18 protein-coding genes are annotated in these 18,807 nt (G+C 38.2%); 17 read left to right on the top strand and 1 reads right to left on the bottom strand.

The features are described from left to right. The 4 genes from prmC (at position 1) to G7Y56_RS02935 (ending at position 2,704) form a co-directional block, all read left to right on the top strand. Complete coding sequence (gene prmC, locus G7Y56_RS02950; protein ID WP_165040960.1) at positions 1-849, top strand: peptide chain release factor N(5)-glutamine methyltransferase; 849 nt, start codon at positions 1-3, stop codon at positions 847-849. A 72-nt stretch (positions 850-921) separates the two neighbouring features. Beyond that, on the top strand, positions 922-1,479 hold the full coding sequence (locus tag G7Y56_RS02945) for a hypothetical protein (protein WP_165040958.1): 558 nt from the start codon (positions 922-924) through the stop codon (positions 1,477-1,479). Positions 1,480-1,548: 69 nt separating this feature from the next. Next, positions 1,549-2,034, top strand: a complete 486-nt coding sequence (locus tag G7Y56_RS02940) for a regulatory protein RecX (RefSeq protein WP_165040956.1) — start codon at positions 1,549-1,551, stop codon at positions 2,032-2,034. Further along, positions 2,015-2,704: a ComF family protein gene (locus tag G7Y56_RS02935; RefSeq protein ID WP_165040954.1), complete on the top strand. Its 690-nt coding sequence runs from the start codon at positions 2,015-2,017 to the stop codon at positions 2,702-2,704. Before G7Y56_RS02940 ends, G7Y56_RS02935 begins: the two co-directional genes overlap by 20 nt. A gap of 3 nt (positions 2,705-2,707) precedes the next feature. Here G7Y56_RS02935 and G7Y56_RS02930 read toward each other — a convergent pair whose 3' ends face one another. Then, the gene (locus G7Y56_RS02930) at positions 2,708-3,133 is read right to left on the bottom strand and encodes a GNAT family N-acetyltransferase (RefSeq protein ID WP_165040952.1); all 426 of its coding nucleotides are present in this window, start codon (positions 3,131-3,133) and stop codon (positions 2,708-2,710) included. A gap of 171 nt (positions 3,134-3,304) precedes the next feature. On the opposite strand from G7Y56_RS02930, the gene hisS reads away from it, so the two are divergent. From hisS to ftsA, 13 genes are all read left to right on the top strand, one after another. Beyond that, complete coding sequence (gene hisS / locus G7Y56_RS02925; protein ID WP_165040950.1) at positions 3,305-4,666, top strand: histidine--tRNA ligase; 1,362 nt, start codon at positions 3,305-3,307, stop codon at positions 4,664-4,666. Positions 4,667-4,885: 219 nt separating this feature from the next. Further along, positions 4,886-5,344: a division/cell wall cluster transcriptional repressor MraZ gene (locus G7Y56_RS02920; RefSeq protein ID WP_165040947.1), complete on the top strand. Its 459-nt coding sequence runs from the start codon at positions 4,886-4,888 to the stop codon at positions 5,342-5,344. Beyond that, positions 5,328-6,248, top strand: coding sequence for a 16S rRNA (cytosine(1402)-N(4))-methyltransferase RsmH (gene rsmH, locus G7Y56_RS02915; protein ID WP_370457669.1), 921 nt, complete (start codon positions 5,328-5,330; stop codon positions 6,246-6,248). The genes G7Y56_RS02920 and rsmH overlap by 17 nt, the downstream gene beginning before the upstream one ends. 3 nt (positions 6,249-6,251) lie before the next feature. Further along, the gene (locus G7Y56_RS02910; RefSeq protein ID WP_255491467.1) at positions 6,252-6,584 is read left to right on the top strand and encodes an FtsL-like putative cell division protein; all 333 of its coding nucleotides are present in this window, start codon (positions 6,252-6,254) and stop codon (positions 6,582-6,584) included. 2 nt (positions 6,585-6,586) lie between these two features. Further along, positions 6,587-8,797, top strand: coding sequence for a penicillin-binding protein (locus G7Y56_RS02905; protein ID WP_165040943.1), 2,211 nt, complete (start codon positions 6,587-6,589; stop codon positions 8,795-8,797). 12 nt (positions 8,798-8,809) lie between these two features. Beyond that, positions 8,810-10,261, top strand: coding sequence for a UDP-N-acetylmuramoyl-L-alanyl-D-glutamate--2,6-diaminopimelate ligase (locus G7Y56_RS02900; RefSeq protein WP_165040941.1), 1,452 nt, complete (start codon positions 8,810-8,812; stop codon positions 10,259-10,261). Between the two features lie 15 nt (positions 10,262-10,276). Continuing rightward, positions 10,277-11,539: a phospho-N-acetylmuramoyl-pentapeptide-transferase gene (gene mraY, locus G7Y56_RS02895; RefSeq protein WP_165025501.1), complete on the top strand. Its 1,263-nt coding sequence runs from the start codon at positions 10,277-10,279 to the stop codon at positions 11,537-11,539. Positions 11,540-11,550: 11 nt separating this feature from the next. Next, a complete protein-coding gene (gene murD / locus G7Y56_RS02890; protein WP_165040939.1) occupies positions 11,551-12,885 on the top strand; it encodes a UDP-N-acetylmuramoyl-L-alanine--D-glutamate ligase in 1,335 nt (444 codons plus the stop codon). A gap of 8 nt (positions 12,886-12,893) precedes the next feature. Beyond that, on the top strand, positions 12,894-14,156 hold the full coding sequence (locus G7Y56_RS02885) for an FtsW/RodA/SpoVE family cell cycle protein (RefSeq protein ID WP_165040937.1): 1,263 nt from the start codon (positions 12,894-12,896) through the stop codon (positions 14,154-14,156). A 13-nt stretch (positions 14,157-14,169) separates the two neighbouring features. Beyond that, positions 14,170-15,279 carry an undecaprenyldiphospho-muramoylpentapeptide beta-N-acetylglucosaminyltransferase gene (murG, locus tag G7Y56_RS02880; protein WP_165040935.1) on the top strand — a complete coding sequence of 370 codons (1,110 nt, stop codon included), beginning with the start codon at positions 14,170-14,172 and terminating at the stop codon, positions 15,277-15,279. A 3-nt stretch (positions 15,280-15,282) separates the two neighbouring features. Beyond that, complete coding sequence (murC, locus tag G7Y56_RS02875) at positions 15,283-16,653, top strand: UDP-N-acetylmuramate--L-alanine ligase (RefSeq protein ID WP_165040933.1); 1,371 nt, start codon at positions 15,283-15,285, stop codon at positions 16,651-16,653. After that, entirely contained in the window at positions 16,650-17,384 is a 735-nt protein-coding gene (locus G7Y56_RS02870; protein ID WP_165040931.1) for a cell division protein FtsQ/DivIB, read from the top strand. Before murC ends, G7Y56_RS02870 begins: the two co-directional genes overlap by 4 nt. A gap of 56 nt (positions 17,385-17,440) precedes the next feature. Then, complete coding sequence (gene ftsA, locus G7Y56_RS02865) at positions 17,441-18,778, top strand: cell division protein FtsA (protein ID WP_165040929.1); 1,338 nt, start codon at positions 17,441-17,443, stop codon at positions 18,776-18,778. The last annotated feature ends 29 nt before the right edge of the window (positions 18,779-18,807 follow it).

Genomic DNA, 18,807 nt, shown 5'->3' with positions numbered 1-18,807 from the left:
ATGCAAACCGCAATTGATTACATACATACATCACTAAAAGAGCTTTATCCCGAAACTGAAATTTCGGGATTTACTCGTATTATAATAGAGTATACAACAGGTCGTGACTATCGTCTAGCCTTAATAGACAAGACCACATTCTCGCAAGAACAAGTAGACAGCATCCACAGAATTGTAGAACGACTAATGAAGTATGAACCCATTCAGTACATTTTGGGCGAAACAGAATTTTTCGGACTGCCCTTTTCAGTAAACAGCGATACGCTTATACCCCGCCCCGAAACAGAGGAACTTGTAGAATTAATTCTCAATGAAAACAAGGAGCCAAATCTTTCCGTTCTAGATATTGGCACAGGCAGCGGATGCATCGCTATCGCATTAGCAAAACATTTAAATAGTGCATCGGTATCTGCGTGGGATTTCTCTCAAGGAGCTTTGGATATGGCAGGAAAGAACGCAAATAAAAATTCGGCCAATGTAGATTTTGCAAGAGTAGACGTTTTATCAGAATATCCCGTTGACAAAAAATTCGACATCATCGTAAGTAATCCACCTTATGTACTCGAAAGTGAAAAAACGGCTATGGATAACAATGTATTAGACTACGAGCCACACACCGCATTATTCGTACCCGACAACAAAGCATTGCTATTCTATGAACGCATTGCTGATATAGCATTAAATATTCTCAAACCAACAGGCAAACTCTATTTTGAGATCAATCAGGCTAAGGGAGAAGAAACTATCGAAATGCTTAAAGCAAAAGGATTTATTAATCTAGCTTTACATAAAGACCTTAGCAAACGTGACCGTATGATAAAAGCGGAATTGAATATCTTAGCTATTTAAGCCAGTTTTTAATCATATTTTTTTTAATTATATTTGCAATAATTACATAAATCAACAAATAAAACTTTACTAATGAAACGACTCTACTACATTTTACTCGCAATTACCCCTTTATTTTCTTTTGGCCAACAGTATGTATTAACCCCTAATGGTTTGGCAGATTCAATGGATATTACTAAAGACTATTTAGTTATTACAGAGGAAGATAAAACAGCGGATGAACTTTATGAGATTTGCAGAAAAAACCTCTATACAATCTCTCAAAATACCAATATTAAGGTAATAGGAGAAATAGCTAATGAATATATTAGATACAGCATGGAAGTCCCTACAATTGCAGTCATCAAGAAGCTGGGTGTAGGACTAATCGCCGAAGCCTATTTTGATGTCGAAATTCGCTTCAAAGATGGCCGTATCAGACACCAAGTGACCAATTTGAGAATGCCTTTTAGAGGTGACGACATGAATCAACTTTCTTTAACCGGTAGCAAATGGGGCGGCTGGGCAGTTTTCGACAAAAAAGGAAACGTCTCATTGAAAGATCAAAAACTACAAATCGAGAATTACTTCAATCAGTCAGTTGCAGATCTTCTTAAACTCACTGAGAATGACAACAACGACGATTGGTAAACTCTAAACGCCATAGTATAGTTATAAGCGTTCAAACACTCACTTGTTAAGACGCTAATTTATAGATAAATGAAACTAACCGAACCCCGAGCTCTCAACCGTGCAGCATCTTATTGTTCTAAAGCAGAAAGATGTGAATTTGATGTGCGAAAAAAACTCGTGTTGTGGGAACTTGAAGAAGATGCGATCAGTCGTGTAATAAAAAGATTGAAAGATGAGAAATTTCTATCCGACGAACGGTTTTGCAATAGCTTTATCAACGATAAAATGCGTTTTAATAAATGGGGAAAAACAAAAATAATATTTGAGCTAAAAAAGCGAAAAATAGCGGAATCTATCTATAAACCCATATTGGAAGAATTATCGAACGATGATTTTGAACAGCAATTGATTCACATTCTATCTGTAAAGATAAAATCTGTGAAAGCAAAAGATGATTATGAAAAAAAAACTAAGCTTATCCGTTTCGCTTTAGGCAGAGGGTTTTCAATGGATTTAGCGATAAAGTGTATTAATAAAATCATGGGAGGTGATTATGAGGAATATATTTCGTGATTTCCTCACCCTTTTCTTTCCCCATCTATGTGTTGTCTGCAACTGTCGATTAAACGAATCGGAAGAACACATCTGCCTGAATTGTTTATCGCTACTACCAAAAACAAACTATCATAATCAGCCCAACAACAGACTGGAAGATTTCTTTGCAGGAAGATTCCCGTTCGAGCATATTACAGCTTTTGCTTATTTTGTAAAAGGAGGAAGTATACAACGTGTCATTCATGAATTGAAATACAGGAATAACCCCAACATAGGATATTTCATCGGCGAATTGTACGGGATAGATATAAAATATAGTTCGTTTATCGCCGACATAGATTATTTAGTACCTGTACCATTACACCCGAAACGCCAAAAACAGCGAGGATATAATCAATCGCTAGAAATAGCCAAAGGTATATCGAAGCAGACCGGAATACCTATCAATTCAGCAACCTTAATCAGAGTAATCAACAATCCTTCGCAAACGAAAAACTCACGTTTTGAACGCTGGAAAAATGTAGAAGATATATTCACAATCAATAATACTGATACCTTCAAGGGTAAGCATGTACTATTAATAGATGATGTTATCACAACAGGCTCTACAATAGAAGCATGTGCCAAAGAGATTCTAAAAAGCGAAGGTGCCAAAATCAGCATACTTGCTATTGGATGTGCAACCTGAAGATTACAGCATTTTCATAAAATACTTCTTATACGACTGATACCCCTGCCTTTCGTAAAAGCGATGCGCATCTACCCTTTTTTCGTTGCTATACAGTTCCATTAAAGCACAACCTCGTTGTTTTGCCAAGTTAGTACAATATTCCTCCATAGCTTTGCCCACACCTTTACTTCGTACATTTTCATCGACAACAAAGAAACCGATGGTGGTAAATTCTCCTTCGTAAGCAATCTGCACAGAGAAATGCAATGTGATAAAAGAGACCACTATCTCATCAATTTCGTAGACAAATACACGATAGGAATTGTCGCCTAACAAACATGCCAGTTTAGTCCTTATAAATTCAACCGTATGCAGATAACCGAGTTGCTCCAACAATTCCCTTATCTTACCTGCATCATCCAAATGTGCATTTCTTATATTATCCATAACTGTAATCATATTTTTCCACAACAAAAGTAAAGAATAATACTTAATATCATATTTCTAAATTAGCACAGATTACCCTATTTATACTTAAGAAAACAACAAATAGGACTACGACCTTAAGCTAAAAGTTTTACCTTTGCAGTCATTAAAATTTACTTGAACAATAAGATTATGGCACAACCCTCTATACCAAAAGGAACAAGAGACTTTTCGCCCGAAGAAATGGCGAAACGCAACTATATTTTTGACACCATACGTGAAGTATATAAACTATATGGTTTTCGTCAAATAGAAACTCCTGCAATGGAGAACCTCTCTACCCTTATGGGCAAATACGGAGAAGAAGGTGATAAGCTATTATTCAAGATATTAAATTCGGGAGATTATCTTAAGGATATTTCAACTGATGAACTATCCGAAAAGAATTCGGTTCGTCTTACCAACAAGATCAGTGAAAAAGGTCTTCGCTACGACCTCACTGTACCTTTTGCCCGCTATGTAGTAATGCACCGTAACGAAATCACATTCCCGTTCAAACGTTATCAGATACAACCGGTTTGGCGTGCCGACAGACCACAGAAAGGGCGCTATCGTGAATTTTTCCAATGCGATGCCGATATAGTAGGTTCAGATTCACTTATCAACGAAGTGGAACTTGTACAAATTATAGATGAGGTATTCAATCGTTTTGGTATCCGTGTAGCCATTAAACTGAACAACCGTAAAATATTATCGGGTATCGCCGAAACGATTGGCGAACTGGATAAGATTGTCGATATAACGGTTGCGATCGACAAGTTAGATAAAATCGGCTTGGAAAAAGTCAATGAAGAATTAGCATCAAAAGGTCTACCTCAAAAAGCTATCGATCAACTGCAACCAATCATTCTGTTACAAGGTAGCAATCAGGAAAAACTAGCTACACTAAAAACTGTTCTGAAAGATTCTGAGACAGGAATAAAAGGAGTCGAAGAGCTCGAGTTTATCCTCAGCAGACTAAACATAGTAGGTGTCCGTTGCGAACTTGATCTTGATCTTACACTCGCTCGCGGACTTAGCTACTACACGGGTGCAATTATAGAAGTAAAAGCATTGGATGTACAAATAGGAAGCATCACGGGTGGTGGTCGCTACGATAACCTCACTGGGATATTCGGACTGCAAGGTGTATCGGGAGTGGGAATATCATTCGGTGCAGACCGTATTTTTGATGTACTTAATCAACTCGAACTTTACCCTAAAGATTCTATACAGAACACGCAAGTTCTATTTGTCAATTTCGGAGAGAAAGAAGAAACGCACATATTACCCCTCATTACAAAAATGAGACAAGCAGGAATCTCGACTGAAATCTATCCCGAAGGAGCGAAGATGAAAAAGCAAATGTCGTATGCCGATTCAAATAAAATTCCATTTGTCGCTATCATTGGTGAAAATGAGATGAATGAAAATAAAATTAATCTCAAAAATATGACGACTGGCGAACAAGAGCTGGTCGATATCAATAAATGCATTGAACTAATTAATAGATAAGCTATTAAGCTACATACTCCATATAAAAAAGCTTGTACAACATTAATGTTATACAAGCTTTTTTTATCCCAAAACACATCTTTTAACATTCTGGTTTACACTACACTTAACTATGTTGAAAACTTTTTCATTTTTTTAAGTGGGGAAAAGTGGGGAGAAGTGTATAATTTCATATCTTTACAACATATATCGGATATACTGTTAAAATTCAAGTTGTTAATGTTGCAATTTTTAGGAAATATTGAAGCTAAAATCGATGCCAAGGCTCGCGTCTTTGTACCGGCTGCATTTCGGAAGATCCTCCAATCCTCCGACCAAAGCGCATTAATACTCAGAAAAGACATTTTTCAAAACTGCCTCGTACTCTATCCGCTTCATGTATGGGAAGAAGAACTTGCAACACTTCGTTCACGCTTAAGCAGATGGGACAAAAACCAGCAACAACTTTTCCGCCAGTTTGTTGTAGACGCCGAACATCTTGAGATGGACACAAATGGACGAATACTCATCCCTAAACGTTATCTACAAATGATGAATATAACGTCGGATGTAACATTCTTAGGAGTAGATAACACAATCGAAATATGGACAAAAGAAGCTTTGGAAAAAACTTTAATTTCTGCCGATAGCTTTAGCGACCAAATACAAAACCTCATGAACAATAAAGAAAATGACTGACGCATACCACATACCAGTATTACTGAAAGAGAGCGTGGATGGAATGAATATCCAACCCGATAGCATTTGTGTAGATGTCACTTTCGGAGGAGGTGGACATTCCAGAGAAATACTATCCCGCCTTGGTAAAAAAGGACATCTTTACTCTTTCGACCAAGACGAGGATGCAATTAAGAATATAGAAAAGAGTGATAATTTTACGTTCGTTCGCAGCAACTTCCGTTTCCTTAAAAACTTTATCAGATATTACGGAGTAGAAGAAGTAGATTCTGTACTTGCCGATCTTGGTGTATCGTCTCATCATTTCGACGATTCGGAGAGAGGTTTCTCATTCCGATTTGAAGAAGGAGATTTAGATATGCGAATGAATCAGCAGGCAAGAAAAACTGCTGCTCAGATATTAAACACTTATTCAGAAGAAGAGCTTGCGGATGTATTCTATCTCTACGGAGAATTAAAACAATCGCGCCGCATAGCTTCTGTCATTGTAAAAACAAGGAAAGAAAAACCCTATAAAAAAACGAGCGATCTGCTGGCAACTCTCGATTCATTTGTGGGAAGAGGCGAAAAGGAAAAAAAGATATTAGCTCAAGCATTCCAAGCTTTGCGTATAGAAGTGAATGAGGAAATGGAGACATTGAAAGAAATGCTTCAACAAACGCTTGATATATTAAAAGTAGGAGGACGAATTTCTGTAATTACCTATCATTCGCTGGAAGATAGAATAGTTAAGAATTTCTTTAAAACAGGTAATTTCGAAGGAAGAGTGGATAAAGATTTTTACGGAAATATAAATACGCCATTCAAACTGATAAACAATAAGGTTATAATACCGTCGAAGGAAGAAGAAGCCAGAAACCCACGTTCACGAAGTGCCAAATTAAGAATCGTTGAAAAGAAATAAGATATGAAACTGAGTGCTAAAGATATCAAAAGAAGGGTCATGTACATACTCGGTGGTACTGTACTGACTGAGGATTTCTTTCTCAAAAATACACGATTCATAATAACTCTTTTCATCATTATCGTTTTATATATCAGCAACAGATACAGCTGCATAGAGAAAACCGCAAAAATAGAGAAATTGCAACGAGAACTAAAAGATGCCAAATACGAGTCGCTTACCATATCGGCAAGATTAATCAGTGTAAGCCGCGAAACAAGAGTACACGAACTGGTAGAGAAAAGTGGATTAGACTTACAGCAAACTAAAGAACCTATATACAAGATTAAAGATTAATTATGGCAAAGAAATCGGAAAGCAATATGAAAAATGTAGCAGTCAGCCGCTATGGCTGGATCGTTCTGCTTATGTCTTTCGTTTTTGTAGCCATCATTATTTGCATCATCAAGATCAAGTATGTGGAGGGCAGTATGTGGCGCGAGCTAGGCAGAATAGAAACTGTAAAAAAAGATAGAGAGATAAGACCTAACCGTGGTAATATATATTCGGACGACGGACGACTTCTAGCTACAAGTGAGCCTCTATACGGGATTTATATCGATTTCATGTCGGAAGGTATCAGACCTGATACACTTATGAAATACGTAACGCCACTATCCGAAGCTCTTGCTAAGAAATTCCCAGACAGAAGTGCAGGACAGTACAAGAAAGTTATTCTCGACGGATGGGACTTAAGCCGTAGAGAATTAGCACAAATAGAAAGAAATAGAAAAGAAGGTTCTAATAAGAAAGTAAACATCAAGAGCCGTTATGTCAGAATTATACGTCCCGATATAAATTATCTTGATTTAAAAGAATTACAGACATTCCCATTCCTCAACCAGCGTAGCAACAGGAGCGGAATGATCTCTGAAGAAAAAACCATGCGCTTAAAACCATTCGGCCGTCTTGCCGGAAGAACGGTAGGTTCTATCTACAAAGATTTCAGCATGGGTGGAACAAGCGGACTAGAGCTTAAATACGATTCTATTATAAAAGGTGTTCCCGGAGTAAGAAGCCGCCAACGTGTGCAAGGACGCTGGATAGATGTAGTAGAAGTAGAGCCACAAGATGGATGGGACATCAAGACAACACTCAATATTGAGATACAGGACATGGCTGAAAAAGCCCTGTACAACAAGCTGGTAGAAACAAGAGCCGAATCGGGTTGTGCCATCGTTATGGAAGTAGCCACGGGCGAAATAAAAGCAATAACCAATCTCGACAGGGTATCGGAAGGTGTATACGCTGAAGGCAACCCGAATGCATTTTCATACATGTCTGAACCCGGATCAACATTCAAAACGGTATCTTTGATGGTAGCCCTCGAAGATGGAGTAGCTACCCCACAAGATTCGATATATGTAGGAAACGGATTATTCCAATACAAAGGAAGGGTTGTGAAAGACCACGACTGGCGTAAAGGAAAAGACAAAGCATATCAAACTGTTGCACAAGGAATGTATTCATCTCTGAATGTTGTAATAGCCAAAATGATACTGAAAGGATATGAGGGTAATCCAACCAAATACGTGCAACACATTCATGATCTGGGTATAACTAAGAAAATAGAATGGGATGTTCCGTTGAAAGGGAAAGAAGGTACTGCAGTTATCCGTTTTCCTAATGATCCATCGAATCCTTGGTCTAAGACCACACTACCTTGGATGTCGTTCGGATATGAGACTCAAATACCTCCTATTTATATGCTTATGTTTTACAATGGGATAGCCAACAACGGCAAAATGATAAAACCATTTATCACAAAAGCATTTATGAAAGATGGTTCCATCGAAAATGAATTCGAAACAGAAGTAATCAATCCTTCATTATGCTCGGAACAAACATTGAAACAAGTGCAAGATATATTAAGAGGCGTTGTAACTGACGGAACAGGTAAGGCTGTTAACTCTGAATTTTTCCCTATAGCAGGAAAAACAGGAACAGCCATGATTGCATCGCAAGGTGGATATAGTGGATATTTCGTATCATTCTGCGGATATTTCCCGGCAGATAAACCACAATACACATGTTTTGTAGGAATACGTCGCCCTGTGGGTTCTCCTTCGGGGGGATTGATGCCCGGAGCTGTATTTAAAAATATAGCAGAAGGAATCTATACTAAGAGCCTAGTCGCACAGCCTATAAATGCACCGAAAGACACAGTTAATTCATTGATACCGGTCGTTAAAAACGGCTCATTCAAAAATACGGAAATTGTACTTGACAAGTTGAAACAAAAATATATAACTCCGACTGAAAAAGCAGAGTGGATTATGGCAAATACTATCGACTCTAGCAGCATGAAGATCAAATTACTTGGCAATATGGATATCAAGCCGGGAGTTGTACCTAATGTAAAAGGAATGGGGGCTCGTGATGCTATATATGTACTCGAAAATGCAGGATTGAGAGTTAACCTGCAAGGAGCAGGAAAAGTGAAAGATCAGTCAATTCCGGCAGGGAATAAACTCGTGAAGGGATCGACAATAACGATACAATTAAATTAAAAAATAAAGGAAATGAAATTACAGGACTTACTTAAAAACATAGATGTTACAGACATCAAAGGTGATAGTAATGCTCAGGTAACCGGTATTTCAACCGATTCGCGAAAAGCAAGTGAGAATTCTATCTTCATCGCCCTTAAAGGTGTGCAAGTAGATGGACATCAATATATAGAAAATGCTATTAGTCTTGGTGCTACCATTATCATATATGAAGAAGATATTGAAACCTTTAAACCGAATATTACTTATGTCAAAGTAAAAGATAGCGCAGACGCAACAGGTAGAATAGCAACCCTTTGGTACGGCGATCCGTCAAGTAAATTGAAACTCGTTGGTGTTACCGGAACTAATGGAAAAACAACTACCGCAACATTGCTATACGATATGTTCCGTCATTTAGGTTATAAAGTAGGTTTGTTATCTACTGTTGCCAACTATATAGACGGTACTGTATTTCATGCCACACATACCACACCCGATCCTTTATCTCTGAATGAGTTATTGGCTAAGATGGTAGATGCCGGATGCGAATACGCATTTATGGAAGTCAGTTCACACGCTATACATCAGAAACGTATCAGCGGATTGAAATATGTGGGAGGAATATTTACAAATATCACCCAAGACCACCTCGATTATCATAAAACTATGGCCGAGTATCTGAAAGCTAAAAAGATGTTCTTCGATAATCTGCCGGAAACCGCTTTTGCTCTTACCAACGTAGATGATAAAAACGGATTGGTTATGCTTCAAAATACAAAAGCAAAGAAGCAAACTTACTCGGTAAGAGGGCTAGCTGATTTCAAAGGAAGAATTATAGAAAAACATTTCGATGGCACAGCTATCGAAATAAACAATAGAGAAGTACAAGTACAGTTTGTCGGTGTATTCAATACCTACAATCTCTTGGCTGTATATGGAGCAAGTATTCTTTTAGGAGAAGATCCCGAAAAAATATTACTGATACTAAGTACCCTGAAACCTGTATCAGGACGCTTCGAAACATTACGCTCACCCGAAGGATATACTGCGATTGTAGATTATGCACATACTCCGGATGCACTGACCAATGTGTTGGAAGCTATACACGAAGTACTGGAAGGTAGTGGTCGCGTAATTACAGTTGTAGGCTGTGGAGGAAACAGAGATAAAACAAAACGACCGATCATGGCTCGCGAAGCTGTAAGATTAAGCGATCAGGTAATATTGACATCCGACAATCCACGCTACGAAGAACCGCAAGCCATCATAAACGATATGGCTGATGGACTAAATAGTCAACAAATGAAGAAGACCCTTTGCATAGTGGAGCGCGAACAAGCTATAAAAACAGCTTGTGCTTTAGCCAAAGAAAGTGATGTTATTCTCATTGCAGGGAAGGGACATGAAGACTATCAAGATGTGAAAGGTATGAAACATCACTTCGATGATCGTGAAGTAGTTCGAAATATTTTTGCAGAATAAATAAAATAAGATAAAATGATATACTACCTATTTAATTTTCTAGATGGACTTGACTTCCCGGGAGCGGGCATGTTCAAGTATGTCTCATTCCGAGCAGCCTTAGCCGTTATTTTCTCATTAGTAATTTCGACCATTATAGGTAGTCGTATTATTGATAAATTGCGAAAATTACAAATTGGCGAAGTTGTCAGAGATCTGGGTCTTGAAGGACAATTAAGCAAAAAGGGAACACCCACAATGGGGGGTATCATCATCATCATCGCCATACTTATCCCTGTACTATTATTTGCACGATTAGACAATATATATATCATTCTTATGATAATAACCACCATCTGGCTTGGAATACTTGGCTTTATGGACGACTATATCAAAGTATTCAAAAAAGATAAAGAAGGACTGCACGGCAAATTTAAAGTAATAGCACAGGTTGGATTAGGTCTGATCGTCGGACTTACTTTATACTTAAGTCCCAATGTTATTATAAAAGAGAACGTCGAATTTCGTAATTCTGAGAATGTAATAGAGCATGTCAGCTTCACCCCCGAAGGCGCAAAATCGACTCAGACATCTATTCCATTTGTCAAAAATAACAATCTCGATTACGAAGAACTTGTTGCATTTATGGGCGACTATGCCGAACCGGCAGCATGGGTATTATTTGTATGTATCGTTATATTTATTGTCACAGCAGTATCTAACGGAGCAAATCTGACAGATGGGCTCGATGGACTTGCCGCAGGAAGTTCCGCCATTATCGGGGTCACCCTCGGAATATTAGCATACGTATCCGGACATATGGAATTTGCATCCTATCTGAATATTATGTTTATTCCCGGGAGTCAGGAACTCGTGATTTTTGCCGCCGCATTTATAGGTGCAACCATCGGATTCCTTTGGTATAATTCATTCCCTGCACAGGTATTTATGGGTGATACCGGCAGTTTAACCCTCGGTGGAATCATCGGTGTATTTGCTGTTATCATTCACAAAGAATTACTTTTGCCTATACTATGTGGAGTATTTATGGTAGAAAGTCTTTCGGTAATGGTACAAGTTGCATATTTTAAATTTACAAAAAAGAAATATGGTGAAGGTCGTCGTGTGTTTAAAATGACACCATTGCATCACCATTTTCAGAAAGCGGGTAATGCAGGAATACAAGCCAGATTTCAAAAACCAATAGGACCAATACCCGAATCTAAAATTGTAGTTCGATTCTGGATTATCGGAATCATTCTTGCAGTATTGACATTGGCTACACTTAAAATGCGATAATAATTTACGACATGAGTAAGATAGTAATATTAGGAGGTGGAGAAAGCGGCGTAGGGTCGGCAATATTAGCACAGGCAAAAGGCTTCGATGTCTTTTTGTCTGATAGTGGTGTGTTGCAAGACAAATACAAAACTGAACTTGAACAGCATGGTATTGCATACGAAGAAAAGCAACACTCCACAGATATAATACTATCTGCCACAGAAATAATAAAAAGTCCGGGAATTCCGAACTATTCCCCTCTGGTAAAACAAGCTATCGAAAAAGGTATTCCCATCCTTTCAGAAATGGAGTTTGCCAAAAGATATACATCTGCCAAAATGATTTGTATAACAGGTAGTAATGGGAAAACTACTACCACCAGTTTGATCTATCACATTCTCAAATCGGCAGGATTAAATGTCGGCCTAGGAGGAAATATAGGCAGAAGTTTTGCCCGTCAGGTAGCAGAAGACGAATTCGATTATTACGTATTGGAATTAAGCAGTTTTCAACTCGAAAACATGTACACCTTCAAAGCTGATATAGCAATTTTACTCAACATTACACCTGATCATCTCGACAGGTACGATCACGATATGCAAAAATATATCGACGCTAAAATGCGTATCGTACAAAATCAAACAGAAGATGATGCTTTCATTTTTTGGGAAGAAGACCCTATTATTAGTAAAGAAATAGAAAAATTAACCTCCGCAGCTAAGCAATATAAATTTGCCGATCACAAAACCGATCATGTAGCCGCATATCTCGAGGATAATAAAATCAGTATAAAAACCCCTAAATCTGTTTTTAATATGGAACAAGATTTACTCGCTCTGACAGGCACGCACAATTTATACAATTCGCTGGCCTCAGGCATTACAGCTAAATTGTTAGATATATCTGACGAGAATCTCCGTCAATCGTTAAGCGATTTTCAAGGGGTGGAACACCGTTTGGAAAAAGTGGCTAAAGTAAGAGGCATTCAGTTTATCAACGACTCGAAAGCAACAAATGTAAATTCGTGTTGGTATGCTTTACAAAGTATGAAAGCGAAAGTAGTACTCATACTTGGCGGAACAGATAAAGGAAATGATTACAGCGAAATAGAAGAACTTGTGAAAAACAAAGTTCATGCTCTCATCTTTCTGGGTGTAGATAATAGTAGACTGCACAAATTCTTTGATGGCAAAGTAGAGAAAATCGAAGATGCCGGTTCAATGAAAGAAGCTGTTGAAAAAGGATACGCATTGGCAAACGAAGGAGATACTGTATTGTTATCACCTTGTTGCGCAAGCTTCGATTTGTTTAAGAACTACGAAGACAGAGGAAATCAGTTTAAAGAGTACGTAAGAAAATTATAATTACTGATATGGATCTAACTTTCTTTGGAAAAGTATTTAGAGGCGATAAAGTTATATGGTGCATATTCATGGCACTATGTATTGTCTCCCTATTGGAAGTGTTTAGTGCTACCAGTACAATTGCATATCGCCAGCAAAGCCATTGGGGCCCGATACTTCGTCATGCCACTTTTTTATTAATTGGTTTTGCTGGAGTAATGTTCTTACAGAGAGTGCCAAGTAGATTTTATTCGCTATTGCTATTAGGACTGCCTATTTCGGTTGTGCTGCTTATTATCACTATGTTTATGGGGGCCGATGTCAATGGAGCGCAGCGTTGGTTAGGTATCGGCGCATTTACTATACAGCCGTCTGAGTTCGCAAAAATATCGGCGATTGGATTTGTCGCATTCTTTCTGAGCAAGATGAGGCCCGAAAACGAAAGCTGGATATTTAAAACACTGATAATAGGAGCCGGGATTCTTTGTCTGCTTATAGCACCCGAAAACCTATCCACAGCCTGTCTCTTATTTGCGGTCTGCTTCCTTATGATGTTTATAGGACAAGTAAGTTTAAAAAGGCTAGGCCTAATTGTTCTGGTTGGAGCAAGCGCAGTTATATTGTTGCTCGGTAGTTTGACTTTCCTCCCCGACAGCGTTCTTCCCGATCGTTTGTCTACATGGAAAAATCGTATTGCAAGACATTCCAACGATAACCAGTTTTCGATTAATGATGTTAACGAAGATGGATCAATGGCATATAAGATAACAGACGAAAACTATCAGGTATCACATGCTAAAATAGCCATTGCAAACAATAATTCCATGAAATTACCGGGCGGCTTTGTTCTTCCGGGGGGTATTATCGGATTACCGGGAAGTAGTATCGAACGTGATTTTCTGCCCCAAGCATATTCCGACTTCATTTTCGCAATTATAGTTGAAGAAACAGGACTAATAGGAGGTATATTTGTATTATTGCTATACGTAGCACTTATGATTCGAGCGGGAGTGCTAGCCTCCAAATGCGAGAAAAAGTTTCCTCGCTATTTAATACTAGGTGCAGCTCTCATGCTCACAATACAGGCACTAGCTAATATGGCCGTAGCTGTTAATTTAATACCTGTAACAGGACAACCCTTACCACTGATAAGCAGGGGGGGGACATCGACCATCATTACCTGTGCTTACTTCGGGATCATTTTAGCCTGCTCTTCAAAGTTGAATGACGAACATGAAGATGTAGACGAAAGTATAGCAAATGTAGATTTCGGAATTGCCGACGGAGAATAAAAACCAGAAAACTATGACACAAATAAAAGTAGTAATAAGTGGAGGTGGAACAGGAGGACATATCTTCCCTGCCATAGCGATTGCCAATGCTATAAAAGCACGCTATCCACAAGCTGAGATACTTTTTGTAGGAGCTCAAGACCGTATGGAAATGAGAAAAGTGCCTGCGGCAGGTTACGAAATTGTTGGACTTGAAATATCAGGATTCAATCGCAAAAAACTACTTAAAAATATATCGGTTCTCTGGAAACTACAAAAAAGTCTTCGCAAAGCAAGAAAACTGCTTAAAGGATTCAATCCTCAGATAGCTATAGGCGTAGGAGGTTATGCAAGTGGCCCCACATTGAAAATGGCTAATTCACTTGGTATACCGACACTTATACAGGAGCAGAATTCGTATGCAGGTGTAACCAATAAACTACTGGCAAAAAAAGCCTCAAAAATATGTGTGGCGTACGAAGGTATGGACAAGTTTTTCCCAAAAGACAAGATTGTATTAACAGGTAATCCTTGCCGACAAGATTTATCTTCTCCTGATATAACAAAAGAGGAGGCATACGATTTCTTCAATCTGAACCCTGCCAAGAAAACAATCCTTGTTGTGGGTGGCAGTTTAGGTGCAAGAACGATTAACAGAAGTATCATTGATAATATAGATGATTTAGCAAAAGCGAATGTGCAAATAGTATGGCAATGCGGAGAGGGCTATTACTTCAAACTTACAGATGCCCTTTTAGACAAGCAAGACACAGAAGATATTCATCTTTACGACTTCATAAGCCGGATGGACTTAGCTTATAAAGCAGCAGATTTAGTTATATCCCGTGCCGGAGCGAGTTCTATTTCGGAACTTAGCTTACTCGGCAAGCCTGTAATATTAGTTCCATCGCCCAATGTGGCCGAAGATCATCAGACAATGAATGCCATGGCTCTCGTTGTAAAAGATGCGGCAATTATGATAACCGATAAAGATGCACAAGAAGAACTGGTCAAAACTGCAATTGCAACAGTAGAGGACGAAAGTCGATTGAAGGCATTATCTACCAATATAGCTCAATTGGCACAACATGACTCTGCAAATAGAATTGTAGACGAGGTGATAAAAATAATAGAACGAAAATAAGATATGAATAACATACAATCAATATATTTTCTCGGGATAGGTGGCATCGGCATGAGCAACCTTGCTCGTTATTTCTTATCGAAAGGCAAGAAAGTCGCAGGCTACGACCGTACCGAAACTCCGTTAACCAAAGAACTTGTAAAAGAAGGAGCAGAAGTACATTATACAGATGATATCAACCTTATTCCTGATTATTGCAAAGAAAGCAATAGCACATTGATTGTATATACACCGGCTATACCAGCCGACAGCAAAGAAAAGGAATATTTCACCAAGAATAATTTCTCCATCCAAAAGCGCGCGCAAGTACTAGGCATTATTACAAAATCGAGCAAAGCTCTATGCTGTGCTGGAACGCATGGTAAAACTACAACATCGAGTATGTTGGCTCATACATTAAAACAATCTCATCTGGATTGTAATGCTTTTCTCGGCGGTATATTGAAAAATTACAATAGCAATCTGATGCTATCCGACAAAAGTGAATTTACAGTTATCGAAGCCGACGAATACGACCGCTCTTTCCATTGGCTACACCCATATATGGCGCTTATCACATCTGTCGATCCTGACCATTTGGATATTTATGGAACAGAAGAGGAGTACCTGAAAAGTTTCGAGAAATTCACAAGCCTTATTCTGCCCGGTGGAGCATTGGTTGTTAAACACAACATCAAGCTATCTCCTAAAACTAATAAAGATGTTCGTGTTTATACTTATTCGATGGACAAAGGTGATTTTCACGCGAAGAATATAAAAATAGAGAATGGGGAGATTTTTTTCGACTTTATTACGCCTAAAGAAACAATCAAAAATATAGAACTAGGTGTCCCCATCAAGATTAATATAGAAAATGCTATCGGATCGATGGCAATAGCTTATTTAAACGGAGCAACAGCGGACGAACTCCGTCATGCAATGGCAACATTCCAAGGGGCAAAGCGCCGTTTCGATTTTCTACTAAAAACAGATAAAATAGTGATGATAGACGATTATGCTCATCATCCACAAGAACTAGCAGCTAGTATCACATCGGTGAAAGAACTATATCCTGACAAAAAATTGACAGGTATATTTCAACCACATTTATATAGTCGTACTAAAGATTTCGCACCCGAGTTCGCACAAAGTCTCTCTCTATTGGATGAACTTATCCTCTTGGATATTTATCCTGCACGAGAAAAACCGATAGAAGGTGTTACCTCTCAAATTATATTTGATAAAGTAACCTGCCCTAAAATACTTTGTAAAAAAGAAGAATTACTATCTTTATTGGAAAAGAAAAATGATATCGAAATATTGCTTACTGTCGGAGCAGGAGACATCGACCAATTGTTACTTCCGATAAAAGGTATATTAGAAGAGAAGATATGAAAAAAGTATTAGTCATCACAGGATTATGTATCCTAATAGGATATCTTGCATTCTCGGCTTTCTACTTCAAAGAGAAGCCCAAAGATGGCTTATGCACTGAATTCGACATTGTTGTAAGCAACAGCGAAAATGGGATGCAATTCATAAATACAAATGATATAGTAAAATATGTAAACGAAAAAGGACTTAATCCTAAAGGTAAGCCACTGAAAGATATCAATACCGATTCGTTGGAGCACGTAATTCTGAACAACCAGCTTATCAAAGCCGCACAAGCTTATGTAACCAATAATGGTGCAATAAGAGTAACAATACAGGAACGTAAACCAATACTCAGAATCATACCCAATACAGGTGAGAGTTACTATATAGATAACGATGGCAACAAAATGCCACTGTCTAAAAATTTCACAGCTTACCTCCCAATTGCAAGTGGAGCAATAAAAGAAGACTTTGCAAAGGGTGATTTATATAATTTTACACTATTTTTACGTAATGATAATTTCTGGAATGCACAGATTGAACAGATAGTTGTCTTACCTAATGATGAAATAAAATTAATCCCTCGTGTAGGTGACCAGCAAATACTTATGGGTCAACTAAATGACTACAAAGAAAAGCTGGATAAATTAATGACTTTTTACAAAAAAGGACTTAATGAGACCGGATGGAACAAATATTCTGTGATAAATTTGAAATACAACAAACAAGTTGTCTGTACAAAACGTTAAACGTAAGATAGAGTTATTCGGAATCATCCGAATCGACAAATAAAGGAAGAAGATATATGGAACAATCAGGTTTTATAGTAGGCATCGACTTAGGTACGTCCAAGATAGTAGGTGTATTGGGGCGCAAAAACGAACAAGGTGTTATTTCGATCCTTGCATCGGAAAGTATTCCTTCCGATTCGTGCGTCAAATACGGTGTCATTTATAATATAGACGAAGCAGCAGGAAAGATAAAAAAGCTTATCAACCTTCTCGAAAACAAAACGGGAAAGAAAATTGGTAAAGTATATGTTTCTGTTGCCGGAAAATCATTGCGTGCTATCGAACATACCGAGACTAAGCTGATGGACAACGAAACTCCTATCACATTTCTCGATATTGATAAGATGGAGCAACAAGCCAAGTTAAACAAACCTGACTTTTTCACAAATTATAGCGTACTTGCTCCCGAATATTATCTGGATGGAAAATATGAGGAAGACCCTATCGGTAAAACAGCCTCGACCATCGAAGGACGTTATCGCCTGGTAATAGGAAGACCCAATATAAAAAATAATCTGACAAAGAGTATTACAGATAAGGCTCAACTAGAAATAGCGAGCTTCATTGTAGGCCCTGTTGCCAGTGGTGCTTTAATACTTGATGAAGCCGACAGACAAGCCGGATGCGCTCTAATCGATTTTGGCGCAGGCACTACGACTCTATCTATTTACAAAAGTGGATTGCTCCGCTATATGGCTGTCGTTCCATTTGGAGGACGCACAATATCAAAAGATGTACAAGAATTAGGCTTTGTTTTCGACTCGGCCGAAACATATAAAATCAGATACGGAAAATTAGGTAAAGACAGATCTAAACCGACTCAAGGCGTTAGCCCCGATGTCGATTTGAGAGAGCTTAATAAAGTTATCCAACTTCGACAAGATGAGATTATTCTGAATGTAATTAATCAGATTAAAGAATCAGGCTACGGTGATCAGCTAGAAGCCGGAATCATCATTATCGGTGGAGCTTCGCAACTAACAGGTTTGGCCGAACACTTAGCCGAAAAATCTCAATTACCGGTAAAAAAAGGTATCGCCAAGCGTGTATATATAAACAATGCTGCCGAGCTTCTTCAAAATCCATTTTATACTCAAGCCTTGGGCTTGTTATTATTCGCCAATGAAAATTGCGAAAAGAAAGAAGTTATAGCACCTCAACCAGTTTATACAGCGCCAATAGTAGAAAAACCAGTTGTAACAGAGCCAGAAGAAGAAGAAGAGGAGGAAGAAGAAACACCTCAACCTAAGAAAAATAAGAAAAACAAAGAAGATAAGAAACAAAAAAGTTTGTTTGATTTCTTTGAGAAAATACAGAATTTCGGTGGAACCATGTTCAAAGAAGAAGATTAATCAACAGGTATTTTCTCCGTTATTCTATT

Origin of the sequence: Dysgonomonas sp. ZJ709, assembly GCF_011039195.1 — a bacterium.
Classification (GTDB): domain Bacteria; phylum Bacteroidota; class Bacteroidia; order Bacteroidales; family Dysgonomonadaceae; genus Dysgonomonas.
This window is presented reverse-complemented; position numbering and strand designations above follow the sequence as displayed.

Excerpts from the sequence above, each read along its gene's own strand:
- G7Y56_RS02920 (WP_165040947.1), top strand. The coding sequence starts at position 4,886 with ATGTTGCAATTTTTAGGAAATATTGAAGCTAAAATCGATGCCAAGGCT.
- G7Y56_RS02945 (WP_165040958.1), top strand. The coding sequence starts at position 922 with ATGAAACGACTCTACTACATTTTACTCGCAATTACCCCTTTATTTTCT.
- murC (WP_165040933.1), top strand. The coding sequence starts at position 15,283 with ATGAATAACATACAATCAATATATTTTCTCGGGATAGGTGGCATCGGC.
- hisS (WP_165040950.1), top strand. The coding sequence starts at position 3,305 with ATGGCACAACCCTCTATACCAAAAGGAACAAGAGACTTTTCGCCCGAA.
- G7Y56_RS02900 (WP_165040941.1), top strand. The coding sequence starts at position 8,810 with ATGAAATTACAGGACTTACTTAAAAACATAGATGTTACAGACATCAAA.
- prmC (WP_165040960.1), top strand. The coding sequence starts at position 1 with ATGCAAACCGCAATTGATTACATACATACATCACTAAAAGAGCTTTAT.
- ftsA (WP_165040929.1), top strand. The coding sequence starts at position 17,441 with ATGGAACAATCAGGTTTTATAGTAGGCATCGACTTAGGTACGTCCAAG.
- G7Y56_RS02910 (WP_255491467.1), top strand. The coding sequence starts at position 6,252 with ATGAAACTGAGTGCTAAAGATATCAAAAGAAGGGTCATGTACATACTC.
- G7Y56_RS02935 (WP_165040954.1), top strand. The coding sequence starts at position 2,015 with ATGAGGAATATATTTCGTGATTTCCTCACCCTTTTCTTTCCCCATCTA.
- murG (WP_165040935.1), top strand. The coding sequence starts at position 14,170 with ATGACACAAATAAAAGTAGTAATAAGTGGAGGTGGAACAGGAGGACAT.
- G7Y56_RS02870 (WP_165040931.1), top strand. The coding sequence starts at position 16,650 with ATGAAAAAAGTATTAGTCATCACAGGATTATGTATCCTAATAGGATAT.
- G7Y56_RS02905 (WP_165040943.1), top strand. The coding sequence starts at position 6,587 with ATGGCAAAGAAATCGGAAAGCAATATGAAAAATGTAGCAGTCAGCCGC.
- mraY (WP_165025501.1), top strand. The coding sequence starts at position 10,277 with ATGATATACTACCTATTTAATTTTCTAGATGGACTTGACTTCCCGGGA.
- G7Y56_RS02940 (WP_165040956.1), top strand. The coding sequence starts at position 1,549 with ATGAAACTAACCGAACCCCGAGCTCTCAACCGTGCAGCATCTTATTGT.
- G7Y56_RS02885 (WP_165040937.1), top strand. The coding sequence starts at position 12,894 with ATGGATCTAACTTTCTTTGGAAAAGTATTTAGAGGCGATAAAGTTATA.
- G7Y56_RS02930 (WP_165040952.1), bottom strand. The coding sequence starts at position 3,133 with ATGGATAATATAAGAAATGCACATTTGGATGATGCAGGTAAGATAAGG.
- murD (WP_165040939.1), top strand. The coding sequence starts at position 11,551 with ATGAGTAAGATAGTAATATTAGGAGGTGGAGAAAGCGGCGTAGGGTCG.